General features: G+C 45.5%; 18 protein-coding genes. All 18 read right to left on the bottom strand.

Annotated features, from left to right (window positions below):
* Positions 1 to 20: 20 nt before the first annotated feature.
* The 18 genes from U5L75_03500 to U5L75_03415 all read right to left on the bottom strand — a co-directional run bounded on the left by U5L75_03500 (position 21) and on the right by U5L75_03415 (position 15957).
* Positions 21 to 527: a hypothetical protein gene (locus U5L75_03500; GenBank protein MDZ7726617.1), complete on the bottom strand. Its 507-nt coding sequence runs from the start codon at positions 525 to 527 to the stop codon at positions 21 to 23.
* 19 nt (positions 528 to 546) lie between these two features.
* The gene (locus U5L75_03495; GenBank protein MDZ7726616.1) at positions 547 to 1338 is read right to left on the bottom strand and encodes a hypothetical protein; all 792 of its coding nucleotides are present in this window, start codon (positions 1336 to 1338) and stop codon (positions 547 to 549) included.
* 9 nt (positions 1339 to 1347) lie between these two features.
* The gene (locus U5L75_03490) at positions 1348 to 1857 is read right to left on the bottom strand and encodes a hypothetical protein (GenBank protein MDZ7726615.1); all 510 of its coding nucleotides are present in this window, start codon (positions 1855 to 1857) and stop codon (positions 1348 to 1350) included.
* Positions 1857 to 2348 carry a hypothetical protein gene (locus tag U5L75_03485; protein ID MDZ7726614.1) on the bottom strand — a complete coding sequence of 164 codons (492 nt, stop codon included), beginning with the start codon at positions 2346 to 2348 and terminating at the stop codon, positions 1857 to 1859. The genes U5L75_03490 and U5L75_03485 overlap by 1 nt, the downstream gene beginning before the upstream one ends.
* Entirely contained in the window at positions 2341 to 2808 is a 468-nt protein-coding gene (locus tag U5L75_03480; GenBank protein MDZ7726613.1) for a type II secretion system protein, read from the bottom strand. The genes U5L75_03485 and U5L75_03480 overlap by 8 nt, the downstream gene beginning before the upstream one ends.
* A gap of 3 nt (positions 2809 to 2811) precedes the next feature.
* Entirely contained in the window at positions 2812 to 4035 is a 1224-nt protein-coding gene (locus tag U5L75_03475) for a type II secretion system F family protein (protein ID MDZ7726612.1), read from the bottom strand.
* A 5-nt stretch (positions 4036 to 4040) separates the two neighbouring features.
* Positions 4041 to 5795 (bottom strand): GspE/PulE family protein, encoded by a 1755-nt coding sequence (locus tag U5L75_03470; protein MDZ7726611.1) that lies wholly within the window; start codon positions 5793 to 5795, stop codon positions 4041 to 4043.
* A 160-nt stretch (positions 5796 to 5955) separates the two neighbouring features.
* Positions 5956 to 6420 (bottom strand): hypothetical protein, encoded by a 465-nt coding sequence (locus U5L75_03465; GenBank protein MDZ7726610.1) that lies wholly within the window; start codon positions 6418 to 6420, stop codon positions 5956 to 5958.
* A gap of 19 nt (positions 6421 to 6439) precedes the next feature.
* The gene (locus U5L75_03460) at positions 6440 to 7669 is read right to left on the bottom strand and encodes a hypothetical protein (protein MDZ7726609.1); all 1230 of its coding nucleotides are present in this window, start codon (positions 7667 to 7669) and stop codon (positions 6440 to 6442) included.
* 40 nt (positions 7670 to 7709) lie between these two features.
* Complete coding sequence (locus tag U5L75_03455) at positions 7710 to 8918, bottom strand: hypothetical protein (protein ID MDZ7726608.1); 1209 nt, start codon at positions 8916 to 8918, stop codon at positions 7710 to 7712.
* 99 nt (positions 8919 to 9017) lie between these two features.
* Positions 9018 to 10502, bottom strand: a complete 1485-nt coding sequence (locus tag U5L75_03450; protein MDZ7726607.1) for a hypothetical protein — start codon at positions 10500 to 10502, stop codon at positions 9018 to 9020.
* A 9-nt stretch (positions 10503 to 10511) separates the two neighbouring features.
* Positions 10512 to 10787, bottom strand: coding sequence for a hypothetical protein (locus U5L75_03445; protein ID MDZ7726606.1), 276 nt, complete (start codon positions 10785 to 10787; stop codon positions 10512 to 10514).
* A gap of 1004 nt (positions 10788 to 11791) precedes the next feature.
* Positions 11792 to 12214 carry a hypothetical protein gene (locus U5L75_03440; GenBank protein MDZ7726605.1) on the bottom strand — a complete coding sequence of 141 codons (423 nt, stop codon included), beginning with the start codon at positions 12212 to 12214 and terminating at the stop codon, positions 11792 to 11794.
* A 106-nt stretch (positions 12215 to 12320) separates the two neighbouring features.
* Positions 12321 to 12977, bottom strand: a complete 657-nt coding sequence (locus U5L75_03435) for a hypothetical protein (GenBank protein ID MDZ7726604.1) — start codon at positions 12975 to 12977, stop codon at positions 12321 to 12323.
* Between the two features lie 628 nt (positions 12978 to 13605).
* Positions 13606 to 14133, bottom strand: coding sequence for a hypothetical protein (locus U5L75_03430; protein MDZ7726603.1), 528 nt, complete (start codon positions 14131 to 14133; stop codon positions 13606 to 13608).
* A gap of 149 nt (positions 14134 to 14282) precedes the next feature.
* Positions 14283 to 14831 (bottom strand): hypothetical protein, encoded by a 549-nt coding sequence (locus U5L75_03425; GenBank protein MDZ7726602.1) that lies wholly within the window; start codon positions 14829 to 14831, stop codon positions 14283 to 14285.
* A 136-nt stretch (positions 14832 to 14967) separates the two neighbouring features.
* Entirely contained in the window at positions 14968 to 15420 is a 453-nt protein-coding gene (locus U5L75_03420; protein ID MDZ7726601.1) for a CAP domain-containing protein, read from the bottom strand.
* 351 nt (positions 15421 to 15771) lie between these two features.
* Complete coding sequence (locus U5L75_03415; GenBank protein MDZ7726600.1) at positions 15772 to 15957, bottom strand: hypothetical protein; 186 nt, start codon at positions 15955 to 15957, stop codon at positions 15772 to 15774.
* Positions 15958 to 16126: the final 169 nt, after the last annotated feature.

Raw genomic sequence — 16126 nt, 5'->3', positions numbered from 1 at the left:
GTGTTTTTTGGGAGCTGTCTTTACTGTATTTCCTCGAGTGACTTTAAAGAATAACCACCGGAAGGACCCGTAGAAAAAACCAAGTCTGCCAATCCAGATTCGTATCTGACCGTAGCATTGTTTTGGATGTGTATACGATAAGCAGTGACTTCGGTGAGATCGGTGTTGTTATCAATTGTAATTGAACCATGCCCCGCGTACAAAAGAAGATCACCTTCGGCGTTGTTTTGAAGTTTTATAGCGTCAGTGCCGCCTCCGTTTTCGGCACTATTGTTTTGCGAGATCAAAAGGATATAAGAACTATCTTCACCAGATCCATTGAACTCTAGGTTGTTGCTAATTTGGATCCTGCTCGAAGATTCTCTGTCGCTCTGTTTGTCGGCTATGATAGCTACGCTCTTCTCTCCGAGCGACGGATCGATATTGATAGCAGAATTACCGGTAAATTCGATGTTTCCTTCTACCCATACCGGACCTTCTAACCACACATCATTTCCGCTTACCTCGACATCGCAAGTTATCTTCACGGGACCTAAAACCTCTGAATCACCTACTTGATAAGGGACATGGCGAGGAAATAACCCCGCCGCTTTCGGCTCCTTCCTCCCAATCCTCAATTTGCTCATCAGAAATCGGCAAGTCAATTTCCGGAAGATCATCACTGCCCGGATATTCATTGCCTCCCACGCTGGTATTGAAGATACTTTGGTAATATGCGTCTTGTCCTATATCAGAATCCTCTATCCTATGCGCATAGGCAGAATAGTTAGTGGTTATACCACTTATAAGCCCTGAATCTGTCGCGGAGACAACGTCTCCCTCTACATTATTCCCCGCGCCTTCAACTGTACCGTTAGAGTATATATTGCCGATAACTTCGGCGTTGTTTTGCAAAGTAAAACCGCCCCTTCCCGATTGAACTCCATAAAAAAACGAGGCGCCACTACCTTCATTTACAACCATTTCCGTCTTTCTTATTCGGTTCTCCGCGTCGCCAATGCTAGTAGAGCGTTTTCCGTCAGAAATATCTTCAATTGTAGCGTTAGCTACCGCGCCGTTTAATTCTAGCGTCTCGTTTGGAGAAACATCTTTTCCGGTTGTAAAACGATAAAATATATCATCTTGAAGTGACTCCGAGGCATACAAACTCTGGGCTGAACGTACCCCGTTATTGACAATTTGATGTTGCCGATAAACCACAGCCGCTATAGACAAAGCCGCTCCCAGAGAAATAAAGAGGAATATTACAACAACCGTTAACATCACAAAACCGCTTTCCTGTGGCTTTCTTTTATTCAAAATAGACTTGTCTTGAATTTTTTTCTCAAAAATTTTCATAGGTCAAAATTAATACATTCCACGAGGGACAGTCGTTAAATAAAACGTTTTTTGTTTTGAAGGGTCGTCTAAGTGCGAAAGAGTTAACTCTGTACGAACAGAACGTGAAGTCGCGGTTTCTGAAAGATAGAAAGTTAGACTTTCAACGGTTACGTCCTCTGATATCAGACTTCCCAACACAGTATCGTCGTAAGATATATTAAGATCATCACCACTAACCTCAAAAGTTGCTTCATATTGATCGCCATTTTCGTCCACTGCATTTATTGTCAGCACCCCGGGGTCTGAGTCAAAGCTGCTCTCGGCTTTCACTATCTCTGTCGCGCCTTTTACTTCCCTGCCAATTCTGTCCAAAGCGGTAAAAGCCGAAGAGCGTATCTCTTTGTCTTGTTTAACAGCGGTAATAATGTCCGTAGCGTTAATGAGAAGAGAGACTATCGAAACAAGCGCAAGGGTCATTATCCCTATATAAATCAAAAGTTCCATTATTGTTATTCCCGCGTTCAGTCGTTTTTTCATTAATTATCAAAGGTATTATTGACTAAAGACTCAAGGACCACCCGCTGCTCTCCGCGCCTGCTATCCCAGGTAACTTCAACCGTTACAAAACGAGAATCCGGATCAAACGTTCCCGAACCGTCAGTTACTATATCGTCATTACTGTCCCTGTAGACATCTCCAAACACCAGGGTACGCGTAAATTCTCCGAAAGTTTCAGGACCGCTCGTGATCGACCAATCAGACGTAGACGTATCAAAGGAGAACCCGTAATCGGTATCAGAACTTTGGGGTTCTATATTATTACTCCAACTTTCGTCTCGTAGCATTCTGACTACTTCTAAACCCTCTTCCGCTAAAAAAGTAGCCTGAGTACGCTTAGTAGCATCAACGCTAGCGGAGGAATACAAAGACAAAGAAGAGGTAAAAGCAAAAACTATTAAAGTTAATATGGTCGTAGCAATTAATACTTCAATCAGTCCTATTCCTTTTTGCAAAGAATGCTTACTCATTTGAATTAATTATACCAGTTGGTGAAATAGTAATCGATCGGCTAGCACTTGACGCGCCGGTGAGAGAAAGCTCAATTACCCCCGAGGCACTCGGCTCACCCGTTCCCCTCTCAAAAGTTACCGTATCAGTATCAGGACTCAGTGAAACATCTGAAATTTCTACAGTGCTATCCAGATCAAAAGAAGTGTTATCTGGATCAGTAGGGTCATAAGTACCGCCTTCAAATAACACAAAGCTATCTGAATCTATAAAAACTCCGTAGGAGCTATCTCCGGTAGAGGCAAGAGTCTGAGAACGAGCAGTTTCAAATATCTGCCTGGCTTCTTTGGTTGCCAGCTCCAAAGCTTGCCTAGATCTATAGTTAACAAAACTTGAAAGTAAAATAGTTGATAGTATGGCTATTATGGCCACTACAACCAGCAATTCTATTAAAGTAAAACCTTTGGATGTATATTTCATACCCTAAATACTGTTAGCTATAGAATACATAGGAGTGATCATTGAAAGCGCGAAAAAGCCAACTGCCGCACCAACCACTATCATCAAAACCGGCTCAACTATGGTAGATAGGTCTTTGGTCTTTTGCTGTACGTCCTCTTCATAAAAGTCAGCGACGTTTGAAAGCATTTCCGAAAGCTTTCCCGTTTCTTCTCCGACAGCGATCATTTCGCCTACATATATCGGATATATTTTTTCATTATCTGTAAACACATCAGACAGTGGTTTTCCTTTTTGAATGGCTTTTTTGGCTTCTGCTAAGACACTGCGGTAATGATGATTCTGGATAACTTCCTCCGTGATATCTAACGCCTCAACTACCTCCACCCCCGAAGAAAGCAGAGATGACAAAGTACGAGCTGTAGCGGCTGAATTAGACTCCTTGACCAAGCCCGAAACGACAGGAAGGTGTAATGTAACTGTATCGAATACCTTTTTCCCACGCTCCGTACGCAAGCTGAATATAAACCCACCAATTAACGCGACAGTACCGAGAAAGACCTCTAGGGTGTGGTTTTTAAACATATCACTTACGAAAATAATAAATTTGGTGGAAGCGGGCAGTTCCGTGTCCAGGTCTTCAAAGGTCGCCGTTAGGGAAGGTACGACATAGATCAGCATCAAGATCGCGATTATTATCATGGCGGCAATAATAACCGATGGATACATCATTGCTCCTTTTACCTTCTTTTTGAGCGTATGAGTTCGCTCCATCTGCTCACCAACTACCGAAAGCGCTTGTGCTAACTGCCCCGACTCTTCCCCGGCGCGAACCATAGCTATAAACAGATCAGAGAATACGCCCTGGTGTTCTTGGAGAGCATCATAAAAAGTTTTGCCTTTGGAAATACTATTTTCTAGATCTTCAACCACTTCTTTGAACTTTGGGTTGCGCGCTTGTCGCCTGACCACAGAAAGGGCTCGCGATATAGGTAGCCCCGAGTCGATCATAGCGCTAATGTTTTTAGCAAAAAGGATCTTTTCTTGCGTTTTAACTCGATTCAGTTTTCGAAGAATAGGATCTAAAGAAATATTGAACTTTGACAGCCCACTTCTTTCCGTTTCCTCTATGGAAATAAGGGTGTCACCGGGCTGTTTCACCTTGTCAAAAAGATCCGCTTTATCTTCAGCGTTTTCTACACCTTCGATTCTCTCACCATGACGCTCTATTACATATTTATATTTCATAATATTTACTCAGAAATAACACGCAGAACTTCTTCAATAGAGGTTTCGCCTTGCGCTGCCTTAAAAATGCCATCTTCTATCATTGTCATCATTCCCTCTTTTCTGGCTTGCTCTTCGAGCTCTTCGGTACTGGATCCACTCATCACCATATTGCGAATAGTTTCTGTGACCTTGAGGACCTCGTGAATGCCCACTCGACCACTGAAACCATCTTCACATTCATCGGTTTCTTTGGGTCTATAGAAAGGAATATCTTCCCAAGTAGAGCTTTCGGATACAATGCGCTCTTCTTTTAGGAAGCTCAAAACCTTATCTAGATCCACCGACTCTCTAAGCGTTTCAATTTCTTCGGGAGTTAGGTTGTACTCCTCTTTATCTTTGCATAATTTACGTACAAGACGCTGACCAATGATTACTTTGACGGTTGAAACGATCAGAAACGGTTCTACTTTCATATCGATCAGACGAGGTATGGCTCCAGCCGCCGAGTTGGTGTGCAAAGTAGACAAAACCAAGTGTCCCGTTAAAGCGGCGTTTACTGCTAGGCTGGCTGTCTCTTGGTCGCGAACCTCACCCACCATAATTATATCCGGATCTTGGCGCACAAGCGTTCGAAGTCCTACGCTAAAATCAAATCCAATGTCGGGCTTTACTTGTGTTTGGTTGATGCGATCCATTTGGTATTCAATAGGATCTTCTACTGTGGAAATGTTGACCTCGGGCGTATTTAAAATATCCAAAACTGTATATAGAGTTGTTGTCTTTCCTGACCCGGTCGGACCGGTGGTAAGGATCATTCCGGTTCTCTGATTGGTGGCATGATGAATGCGCTCCAGCGATTCTCCGTGAAATCCCAATCCCTCCAAAGTAAAGCCGGCTGCGGATTCTCGGAGCAACCTCATAACCGTCTTTTCTCCGTAATTAGTAGGCAATATAGAAACACGAAAGCTTACCTTCTCGTTATCCGCCTCGACCTTAAAACGCCCGTCTTGAGGAAGTCGTTTCTCGTCCAGCTTTAGGTTAGCTAGAACCTTAATGCGCGCGGAGATATTAGGAGAAACAGACTTTGGCAATACCATAGCGTCGTGAAGGATGCCGTCTATGCGATACCGAACCAAAAGTTGTTCCTCCATCGGTTCAATATGAATATCGGAAGCATTTTGTATGATCGCGTGCTTTATAAGAGCTTCCACGATTCGCACAACTGGCAGCTCTTCGGCGATCTCCTTGAGGTCCTCTTCGCTCATATCACTTTCACTTTCTTCTTGTGAAATAGTTTTGAGCGCCAAGGATTCTTTCTCTAAAATATCGCCAAACTCACTCTTGAGGTCTTTTTGATATTGCTGTAGGGCGTGTTTGATAGATTCTGGAGTCGTCACTCTGGCATCTATCTTTAGACCCGTTTTCTTTTTTATAAAATCGATCGCGGCAAGGTCGTCCGCGTCTAGCATAGCCACCTGAAGCGTGTCGTCTTTTTTTCTGTACGCGACAATATTGTGATTGCGCGCGATCGGCTCCGGAATGAGGCGCAGGGTTTCTTTGTCAATTATGTGATTACGCAAATCGACAAAAGGAATACCGAGTATATTGGCTTTTACTCGACGCAAATTTTCCTCGGTGATAAGACCAAGCTCCAACATAGAATCCGCAAGCGGAATTGATTTTTCTTCCGCATTACTTTTTGCTTCTTCAAGATCACTATCGGAAACTATTTGCGAGTCGCGAAAAAACTTCTCAAGTTGTTCATCAGTAAGGTGCATAAGCTAACGTGTAACTTTAGTATATCAGATTGCGCACTAAACAATTCCACACTTAGGAAAACACACGCAAGTGCCCTCCGAACTTACGTGTAGTGAAAACTACTCCATTAGATCCGCTGATCCCTTAAAGCATAATCGACCATGCAGCGAAGCACGGCTATTATTGTTTTGTGATCTGAATTGCGCTTCTGTTACTACCCTGGTCCGATGCGGCGAAAGTTATTTCTACTGAGTCTCCTACCCCAAGCGGAAATTCTTCCATTGTGTTATAGAAAAACATCTCTGCTTCTTCTGGCCCCTCATCTGCAGCGCCTGAGATAGACTGTGATTCAGCAAAAAACAAAGTATCTGAATTATAAGAAAACGTTGTCTCTCCAAAATCACCTCCCTGAATTACAACCGCCTGTGATGCCTCGTTGATAGTTTGCACGTTCCCATTAAGTATCAGAGTTTCCCCCTCATTATTTTGTCGTGACTCTTCTTTTGCCTGAGTTTGTTCACGAGCAGTTTCTAAAACCGCTTGCTCAGAGCGAACTTCTTGGTATAGAGAATATGTAAGAGCGAGCGAAGCCAAAACCGCTATCACACAAACTCCTAATACAATTACTAATATATTTTTATTCATTTTCCTTACAAATTACTAACTATAATCTTGTACAATAAGCGAAAGCATATATTCTATACCACTGATCACTAAAACGTCTCATGGTCCTGGTCTCGCAACCATTACTACTGTAAGGACGAAACTCTAACTCCGCTACTGAGTAGTTCTCATTCCAGTCCTGATTACTGTCTCGATACCTATGCATACCGCCTGAACATCCTGTTCTGACATAACCGGAAGGACAGTAGGTAACAGTTCTTCTTCTTGAGCCATTATAGATCCAGCCGGCCCAAGTGCTCGAAGTGGTAGTGGTTGACAGAGACCCAGTCTGACTGTCTACGTATCCCTTAGTCGCGGCGTCGCTGTTATAAACAGGACTCGCCACAGCACGCACCCTTTCGTTCCCCATGTACGCGCCTTCGTACATATACGCCTCATAGTTGTAGAAACGCGCCGGGTTGTAAAAATAGGAAGTCCCGCGGTGATATATCGTACTCCCAAGGTTTGTTGTGCCGTTTACGTCCAAGTCATAGTTAGGAGTCGTGTCGTTAATACCTACCCTACCGCCAAAGTAGTTTCTGGAACCAAGATTTTGGTAGATCCCGTAGCTTCCATAGGCAAGATATGTTCGCGACGTACCGCCGGTGTCCTCAAATCGGCCTCCCATGGTGGAACCGTTAGCCCAAATACCATAGTTTGCACCTGTTGCGTATACCCTGGAGTCACCCCTGATTCCACCAGCACCTATATATTCAGAGTGAATTCTATTTATCCTTGAAGTACTGGCAGGGTCTGTATAGTAAAAGTCGTTGTTCCTGTCGTAATACCTTGGTGAATGAACTTCATTAAAGGTCGCGTTGAGGTTCTTCATATTACCCGTATCAATAAGATAACGCAGGGTATTATCATTATCATCCCAGTAGTAAAAGGTCGGCCGACCATCAATGACGATCGGTCCGCCCGAATTTCTACTATCCCATCTCAGATACGTGTAACCATCGCCTCGAGGAGAAAGATTATTGTCGGGTTCATTATCGTCAAAACCTATAGAGTTACTCCTAAAGTCTCCTGATTTGACTTGAGATCCACTGCCGACATTAACCGGCGGGTTACATCCATCTGTTCCAGAATCACAATCAGTAGGAGAAAACGACGGTTCTGTCCAAGCGGCAACTACCGCCACGCTCGCGAAAAATACCATCACCGTAAAACCAATTTTAGCGATAGGGTGGCTTGTCAAATTCGATAGGAATATTTTTTTAATACGCATAATAAGAACTAATGAATATATGAATAAATTCTAACACAGCTTAAAAGTTTTCGAAGCCAGGTTTAACTCTAGTTTTGTAGCCCTGTCCTGAAATAACATTTCCATACTTAGTTTCTGTATTTGTCCCCTGCTTCTGTCTCGCGACCGCGCAGTACCAAAAATCTCGATTTTGATCTAACTCCTCTACTTGTATCTCAAAATCTTCCGTAACTGTCCCCTCCCCCGGCGTAACCGTAAACTTCTCAGTATCACTCATGCTTCCGGTACTGCTCGAACAAGTAGACGGAGGAGCGCTTCCGCCGGTCTCACTATCATAGCTTCCGTATCGGAAAAATACCTCAGTATCAAGCTCGTTATATATTGTCACCTCTCCATGAAGGTCAGCTTGAGTTCCCTGTATTTCGGTATCTTTTGATATTATATCCAGGGTCACAATTTCAACGTCTTTAAATATCGCATATAGCACGTAATTTTCATCTACATCAAACGTACAAGGGTTTGTAGTATTAGTATTAGTAGCCCCAGGGCAGGTATTCTGCCATTTAACAAATCCATAAAATTGATCGGGATTTGCTTTTAGGGTTGTTTCAATCAAGCTTGATTTTGGAAAATGATACAGGCAAGAGCCGTCTCCATCATCGCAAGTTTCTCCTGGGGGATCTATATCTACGGAACCATCGCCATCACCTACTCCGGTTGTCACTGTATAAGCATTAAAGTCGACCGTATAATTAGAGCCATTCATACTTACCCAACCCAAGTTCAAATCTCCCCAGGCGTATCCGTTAAATTCTTTTGTGGTACTATCCAAGGTCACGTCAAATTTATCTCCGCTGAATTTTAACCAGCCGTCCCAGTCGCCTCGCTCAGAGTTCGGTCTTAGGCTTCCTGAACAACCGCTCGCAAAAACGGAACAAGCACGCGCCCAACCCACCAGAGAGTCGCCAGTGTTATTAAAAGTTACGCTGGTACTTGGGGTCGAGCCAGGATTCATGCTGATCCAACCCACAGATGAACTCCACGCGTATCCGGTCAGATTCCCACTACTAAAATCCCAGTCCACGCCATAGTCTATGCTCGCGCCTGACTCGCAACCGAATGAGATCCAGCCAATGTTCGAACTCCACGCGTATCCGGTCAGGTCGTGCTCGCTACACGGCCCAACAGCCCCAAGGGACACCGAAGGCAACACCAGCAAAAGCGCGATAGGAAAAACTAAATATAGAATTTTAGGTATAAAATTCTTCAAGTCAATTTGTATATACTTGTACTCTTTAGAGTATAGCGCACAAACACCCTCTACACTCGGCTATTTATCCACAAACTTGAACCCGGCCCCTCCTCCTAACTAAAACTCCTGATATACCGGCAGTACGTAGACCTTGGTTGAACTGCTAGCGGAATTATCTTGGTTCTCACAGGTTAAAGTATATTCAGTAACTTGCTCAATGTTTTGTACGATATCGCCGTTATACGGACTTGAGACGTTGCTTCGAGTACCCCTCGGAGAACTCAGAGAGCATGAATCAACCGTTCCTGAGGTTGTCCAATAAAGTACGGTATCACCTCCCCTACTTATCCACAGTGGATCAGCATAAAACTCGTCTATTTTTGGCGGCGGCAGCTCTTCGCGCGTAAATCTTGCGGTAAAGTCGGCGTCTCTATTCGCGGTGAAGTTACAGTACCGTGTTCTCTTTCCATTACAGCCTCCGTATCCCGACCACTTTACGAACTCATAGCCGTCTGCCGCGCGCGCTCGGAGATATACCCGACTATCTTCTTTCCATGCGCCCGCGCAGTCCGTACCACAGCCAATCTGACCGTCTTTGCTGTAAACACGACTCTGGCTCGCTCCGGGACCCACTTTCGTGACAGTAATATCGTAGTATTCAGGATCTGGTTCGGATTCTGTAGGAGAGTCTTCGTCCTCGGGAGGGTCTTTGGAAGTGAATTCTGCATCTATGAGAATCCTATCCGAAGTCCATACTCGACAGGTGTTAGTAGCACCACAGTCACTTCGATTGTCGAGTGTCTCCCTCGACCACTTCACAAACTCTGATCCTTCATCGGGAGTGGCGGTGAGATTCCAATCTGCATATATGGATGTCGATCTATCGACATCTCTGCACCCCGGGCTCGTGGTTGAAATGCCTGAGCAATTTATATCGTCATTATAACCATCTCCCGTAACCGTTCCAGATCCATCTCCTGTTGTGCGGACACCGAGGGCTTTATATGTAGGATTAAATTGAGCAACGACGGTTCTTGTATTACCGCTATCCACAGATGTTACACAAAATTCGTTAGTACCACAAACTTCCATATCTCGGTATCCCTTTTCGGGTTCAGACCATTTTACGAACTGCGCCCCTGAGGAAGTTGGTTCGGCTTTGAGCCAAATTGTCATTTGATCACTCTCGCGTATTTGCTGAGTTTCTCGACAATCACCTCCGCAGTCAATTGTTTGATAATTTTCGTACTCGCCCGAACGAGTAAAACTCGAAGTAAACGGCCAAACAGATCCAACATATCCAGCTTCCGCTCCCCCGCCTGTCTTTTCCACGACTAGAGTCGTAGGTCGTCTGGATTCACGGGACCCCGACTTGGGAGTATATTTACATGACACTGTAGTACCCCGCGGTTTACAGACAGGTACGCCTTCAACTTCATCCTCATCTGGCGGACAGTCTGGATCGTCCCCGTAGGCCCCTCCGGTCTGACACCATTCTGCATAGACATTGGTAGGTGAAACTATAAAGGTAACACCTCCAACCACAAGAGCGGCAAATAGATATATAAAAAGAAAAGAAATTGACGGAGTTGTTTTTGTCATATCCATATATTATTGCAGATCTATTTCATGCGGATCGGGAACCTCGCAGTTCTCAATGCCGTCATTCGCGCCCGGCCAACCGAGAGGCTCAAGGCGATCGTCGCACTGTATTGAGTATGTATTCGCGTAAGCATAAGAAAATTCTTCTTGTTCCTCCGGAGTAACATATTTCCACTCCAATATAGAGCTGTTAAAACAATCGGCGACCATTCTCGCCACTTTGTGTGCGTCTATGGTACGAGAATATTCTTCTTGTATCTCAATGCGGCACTCCTCACCGTCCACTCATTCCATCACATCGAATTTCAGAATCCCTGAACGTCACACTGTCCTGTATTACATACCTGATAGGAACACCATGCAATGTTGTAGTCGCTTCTTTGTATAAATGAGAATCGTTACGAAGAAAGGACAAGCTCATGACGCCAGCTAAGACAACAAAACCTACTACAAAAATTAATACTGTATTTCGCTTTGTCAAAGTGTACTCACTGTACTCCAACTTTTCGTAAGGCACGTCTAATTATCCACAACACGTAGATCAATGTCATATGAACGCTTGCTTTTAACATACAAACCCCCTTCCGTGTATTACAGAAGGGGGTTACCTATTAGAGTGCTTCTTCGAATGCGGGGATGCTGGCGCACACTCCGTCCGACGCGCGCACCCAGCCAAGGGCTTCAAGGGTGCCACACTCTCCCTCGTCGAGGCGGCATAGCGACGTTGGTACGCATAGGCCTCTTCGGGAGTATCAAACGGACTCTCGCCACTGCCGTCCGCGCTGAATTGTTCGCGCAGGTCGTAACAGCCTGCTACGAGCTGGGCAAGTCCCTCTGAATCCATATCACGAGCGTATGCAGTACGGATTTCCATGCGACACTCGCCATTAGTCCACTCACTCCACACGTCAATTTCGACGTCCCTGAACGTAACACTGCGCTGTATTACGTACCTGATCGGAATGTCGTTGACTTCCGCTGTCCATTCGGTGGGCACCGAGGAATCGGGAGTGGTAGTTGACGGAGAGCACGCCACAAGGGCGACCATCGCTAAAGCGAACATTGAGATCCCAAGGATTTTGTACATTTTGTCCCCTTTCGAGACGGCAAGAGACGTAGTTTATGTAAGAGCTATTGCATGTTTTGTCGAACCTCCTTTCAAAAACGTCGTTCTATTTAAAGCTTTAGCATTAAAAATGGATGATGTAAAGGTCTCTAGTGGTTATGTCAAATATACATTGGCATTGCCACTATTTACTGATCGAAGAATTGAACATCTGTGTAACAATCTAAAACTCTTGAAAGTTTGGTCTTATCAAAGTCTGAAGTCCACTTAAGTCACTGTATTTCGTAACCTGTGTTCCGTTATCCTGTTCGCCGATCGCACAATAAACATATTCGGTATTTTGCTCCAAATCAACATCGTGCTCTCCCTCGGCTCCTATGATAGTAGAAAACTCATAAGTTCCATTATTGGAAAATGTCCTTTCTTCCACAGAGATATCTATTCCTCCCGGCGCATCACATTCAGCCGGGACATTTTCAGAATCCCAAAGTCTAAATGATAGCTCTATAGGAGAATCATAGGTGGAGTTATATACCTGCACTTCCCCGTGTAATCTAGCACTAGAGCCCAGCACTTGCTCCGCCTCGCCGGCCAAAGTTCTAAAGTTCCTAAACCGAGCACCCAGGCTCTCGGAAGATTGACTCATTGGCACATTGCAGGTTTGGGACAACGCTGTATTCCTTCTGTCCATAGCAGCTATAATCCGGAATCAGGGTACCAGCCACCTATGAAAGACGGAGGATGTGTTCGAGTCAGGGGGTAGCCACTACTCCGACTTCAGACTGTGTGAAACTATCAGTAGCGGTTCTACAACTACTACTATCATTGTCGCAAGTAAGTTGTATACCACCGTTTTGGCCGGTCTCATTTGTTACCACGCCCCCCTTGCCGAAGAAGGTTGTTTTTGAGGAAATATTTTTTTCCAGAGTTAAATCTGAGGCATTATCCTCATACCTAGCAGTAACAGTTTGTGTTCCATCGGCGGAGACATACGTATAGCAAACGTCATTGGAAGCGCCGTTTATTGGATATGAATTATTGTCGCAGTCATTCCAGCGGGAAAAGTTAGCTCCGCTGTGCTCTCCTTCGGCTTCTATATATCGCTCAATGTTACTGCTAGTTTTAATTTGATGGGGTGTTTGGGCTGTAGAGTACTCGGTCCAGGTGTACTCCGGCTCACAATAGGGAAACACATAACCAGATATGGTGCAGGAGTTCCATCCGGAAAACTCTTCTCGCCAAAATGTAACGTCCGCGTTTGCCGAGATATTGTTGATCCTGCTACGTACATTAAGAATTGTTTCAACCGGCTCTGGCTCAGGTTCGGGGTCAGGCTCTGGTTCAGGCTCGGGATCGGGTTCAGGATCCGGATCCGGCTCCGGCTCTGGTTCAGGATCGGGCTCCGGCACAAGGTCAAACTCTGCTTCTAAAGTAACAGTAGAGGTTCTCCCTTCGACCTCGCACTCTATATTCGTTCCGCAAACATATCTTCCATCTCTATCAAACGGGGCCGCTTTTCCATTCCACGAATTCCGAGGTCAGAAATCAGCAGTTGCTCTCGGAGACCAGGTAGTGGAACTAGATGAAGTTCTATTACTATAGCGACAGTCGGAGCTACAGTTGATCCCATAATTACCCCTAACCGTTCCTGACCCCTCTCCGCTTACTATTATCCTGATTCTATGTGTTTCCTCATCGTCATCAGGCTCGGGCTCGGGCTCTTGACAGTCTTTATAAGAACTACACTGGTCTACGCAACTACCTGTAGCACAAGAAACCATTTGACACGCCCCTCCAAAACATTTGTACACGCCAACACTTCCTCCTTGGGCGTATACCTGTGTCGGTATAAACAAAGAAACAAGCACCGCTGCTGATAAAACCAAGAGAGATTGAAAGAGATATCGAGATGTCATAACAAAACTGAACTTAATATATCCGTATTATACAGACGTAAGAACATCTTGCATTTTGTATTGGGGATAACCACAAATATAAAGAAGCCCCATAAAAACGGGGCTTCGGCAGTACTCCAACCTACAACTCCTCTTCAAATCGAGGCATATCCTCGCATTGTCCGTCATTCACCGGAAAACCAAGAGGTTCGAGTTGTCTGTCGCACCGATCGATGTATTCACGGATGAAGCGGTTGATGTAATTCGTATCCGCGACAAAGTCACCCGTTGGAAATCCGAGCTCTGCCTGACCGTAACAACGTGCGAGAGAGCCTAGGATACCAAAAACTGCAGGTGGTGTCCCTTCCAAGTAGTCCTCCGAAAGACGAATGAGGCACATCTCTGCCTCATGATCGTATTCGTTCGTATATCCCTCCTCGCTGTCTACTTCATCGACGACGTAGTAGGTGATATTCATGTTGTTGACGGTGGCGGTGTGAGTCCAACCATCTTGTGTTGAGGTTTGCTCCGCCGGAGCTTCTGATTCTTCTTCGCTTCCTTTGTCATCAACCGTAGAACTTTCTTCCCCGTCAAAAATCGACACTACAAATATCAGAGCTAATCCGACAAGCACGACCAATAGTATATAGAGAACGCTTTTAGTGTCCATTGGTATTAATTATATGGCATATATACAAATACCAGACGAAAAGTTTTCCACAGCTCAACATTTTATCAAAAATCAATGTTATATAAATTTATGAAAATAAGTTAAGGCGGACATCGAGTGTCCGCCTTATGTTTACTGTCAGTTGAACCTTACGGGTACGCGTGAGAGCGAATGTCGCTACTCACTTCCACCTCTCTTGGGGTAGAAAAATCGTTCGGAGGGCCGAAATTACCGACGTACACTTGGTAGTAAGTCGTGCCGGATTCCTCCTCACCCGTAGTGACATCGAGAATAAATGCAAAAGTCACCCGCGAGTCGCTGTGACAAGTTACACTATCTTCATTGTCACATTCATCAAGAGAAAACGGCCACGTTTCCCCTTGCGGGATTTCCGGGCGCTGTGGGTCGCCCGTCCAAACCCCAAGCCACGTATCCGCGGTAGAGCCATTCGGATCGACTTCCCATTCGTAGCGCATTCTCTCTCCGCCGTCTATCCTCTTGGCATCAAGAGAGAGAATCTCCGGGCTACTCTCGGGCAACGCATCCGTCGCGGGAGCGCAAGCTGCCAGAGTAACCAGAGTAAAAAGGACGATGAGAAAAAGCGGAACGATCTTTAAACGTACGCCAAACATTTGATCCTTCTTGGATCCGAGGTCACATTTGACCTCTAGGTGTAAATGATCTCCCTTTGAGACCACTCTATCTTGCTTTTACATTGGGAAGCTTTTTCTGTCAATGATAGGCATGGTGTTTGACGCTGGAATTTTCATAAAAAAGAACGGGCCCGTAGACCCGTTCATTGTACTGCCACTTTTGGTTTTTTGTACTTTTTCTCTATTCACTCGACTCAGGCGGAGGTGCGGCAATGAACACCCAGAAACTGGCTGATCTGCCAGGACGGTCGGGGCTATCACCGGTCGCGGCGTGGCCTATGCCGTAGTTGGTGGACGCAACTTCGTGGGGGCCTGAAGTAGCCAATACGTGCCGGCGATGACCCGGTGAATTTAACCAACCGTTCAGTTGATCTTGAGGGGAACTCCTTGAACTACCCGAACCCCAACCAATCGACTCAACCGTATTGATGAACGGGTCTTCTTCAGCCTCCTCACAGATCCAAGGATCTATGATGTAGCCCGCTTTGCAAATGTAGTAATTGGGGCCAAAGCCGTCGTGGTCAACGTGAGGAGGGTATGGAAGACCATAGTCCTCTCCTCCGTAGTAGCCATTTTCAGCCATGTCCTCAGCTCGTTCTCGCGCTACCTTACCCAGGATGGGATGATAATTCATCTCCTCACGCTGTTGCTCGGGGTGTGTCTTGATCAGGCAGGCAAGTCGGATCTCTGAGTTCGAAGCTTCCTGGGCTTCCGGTGGTTCAACTGAGCGCAGGCACTTAGTGAAAGGGGTAGGCTCAAGGTCGTCGGGGGAGGAGCGTTTCCAATTTGGCCACTCCTATGAAAGTACGGTGAGACCACGAGAAATCGCGGCAGGGCGGATGAAGTTGTTGCATTCAACAACTCCTCTTCTGGTGGCAGTTTCTGCTTGGAGCTAAAACAAATCGTATCGTTTTAAATGGTTTCTGAGTTGGCGAAAACGCCGAGTGAGGTCGGGGTTTTTGTTAATGTACTTAGTAAATGTTTACTAAAACTCCTCGTACACCGGCAACACATTGACAGTGGTGGTGGCGGAGACCTCGTCACTGCTATCCTCTCCGGTACAGGTGAGGGTAAATTCAGTGGTTCGGGTGATCTCGGTTACTTCTTTTTTTCCATCGGATTCAATTGAGCCCATTGAAAGAGGTGGTTCTAGTTCTGGGTTCGCTTCCATTTCACAGGTGTCTACGTCTTTGACGTCCCACCTGAGAGTTGATTTTCCGTCGGTGTCGTTTTCTCGAGTTTCGGAGTAGCGTCGTATCCACTCCGGATTGGCGGTGAAGGAGTTGATCTTTGGTTGTGGTGCTGGTGGAGGTGGGAGTATCGGGTCCTCGGTTTTGAGC

The organism is Candidatus Campbellbacteria bacterium (genome assembly GCA_034521025.1).
In the GTDB taxonomy this organism is placed as follows: Bacteria; Patescibacteriota; Minisyncoccia; order Phycocordibacterales; family JAXHMZ01; genus JAXHMZ01.
Note: the sequence above shows the minus strand (reverse complement) of the source record. Positions and strands in the feature narration are given on the sequence as shown.

Bases quoted from the DNA above. Each gene is read 5' to 3' on its own strand.
- U5L75_03495 (MDZ7726616.1), bottom strand. From the start codon at position 1,338: ATGAAAATTTTTGAGAAAAAAATTCAAGACAAGTCTATTTTGAATAAA.
- U5L75_03490 (MDZ7726615.1), bottom strand. From the start codon at position 1,857: ATGAAAAAACGACTGAACGCGGGAATAACAATAATGGAACTTTTGATT.
- U5L75_03485 (MDZ7726614.1), bottom strand. From the start codon at position 2,348: ATGAGTAAGCATTCTTTGCAAAAAGGAATAGGACTGATTGAAGTATTA.
- U5L75_03480 (MDZ7726613.1), bottom strand. From the start codon at position 2,808: ATGAAATATACATCCAAAGGTTTTACTTTAATAGAATTGCTGGTTGTA.
- U5L75_03475 (MDZ7726612.1), bottom strand. From the start codon at position 4,035: ATGAAATATAAATATGTAATAGAGCGTCATGGTGAGAGAATCGAAGGT.
- U5L75_03470 (MDZ7726611.1), bottom strand. From the start codon at position 5,795: ATGCACCTTACTGATGAACAACTTGAGAAGTTTTTTCGCGACTCGCAA.
- U5L75_03465 (MDZ7726610.1), bottom strand. From the start codon at position 6,420: ATGAATAAAAATATATTAGTAATTGTATTAGGAGTTTGTGTGATAGCG.
- U5L75_03460 (MDZ7726609.1), bottom strand. From the start codon at position 7,669: ATGCGTATTAAAAAAATATTCCTATCGAATTTGACAAGCCACCCTATC.
- U5L75_03450 (MDZ7726607.1), bottom strand. From the start codon at position 10,502: ATGACAAAAACAACTCCGTCAATTTCTTTTCTTTTTATATATCTATTT.
- U5L75_03440 (MDZ7726605.1), bottom strand. From the start codon at position 12,214: ATGAGTCAATCTTCCGAGAGCCTGGGTGCTCGGTTTAGGAACTTTAGA.
- U5L75_03430 (MDZ7726603.1), bottom strand. From the start codon at position 14,133: ATGGACACTAAAAGCGTTCTCTATATACTATTGGTCGTGCTTGTCGGA.
- U5L75_03420 (MDZ7726601.1), bottom strand. From the start codon at position 15,420: ATGAATTATCATCCCATCCTGGGTAAGGTAGCGCGAGAACGAGCTGAG.
- U5L75_03415 (MDZ7726600.1), bottom strand. From the start codon at position 15,957: ATGGAAGCGAACCCAGAACTAGAACCACCTCTTTCAATGGGCTCAATT.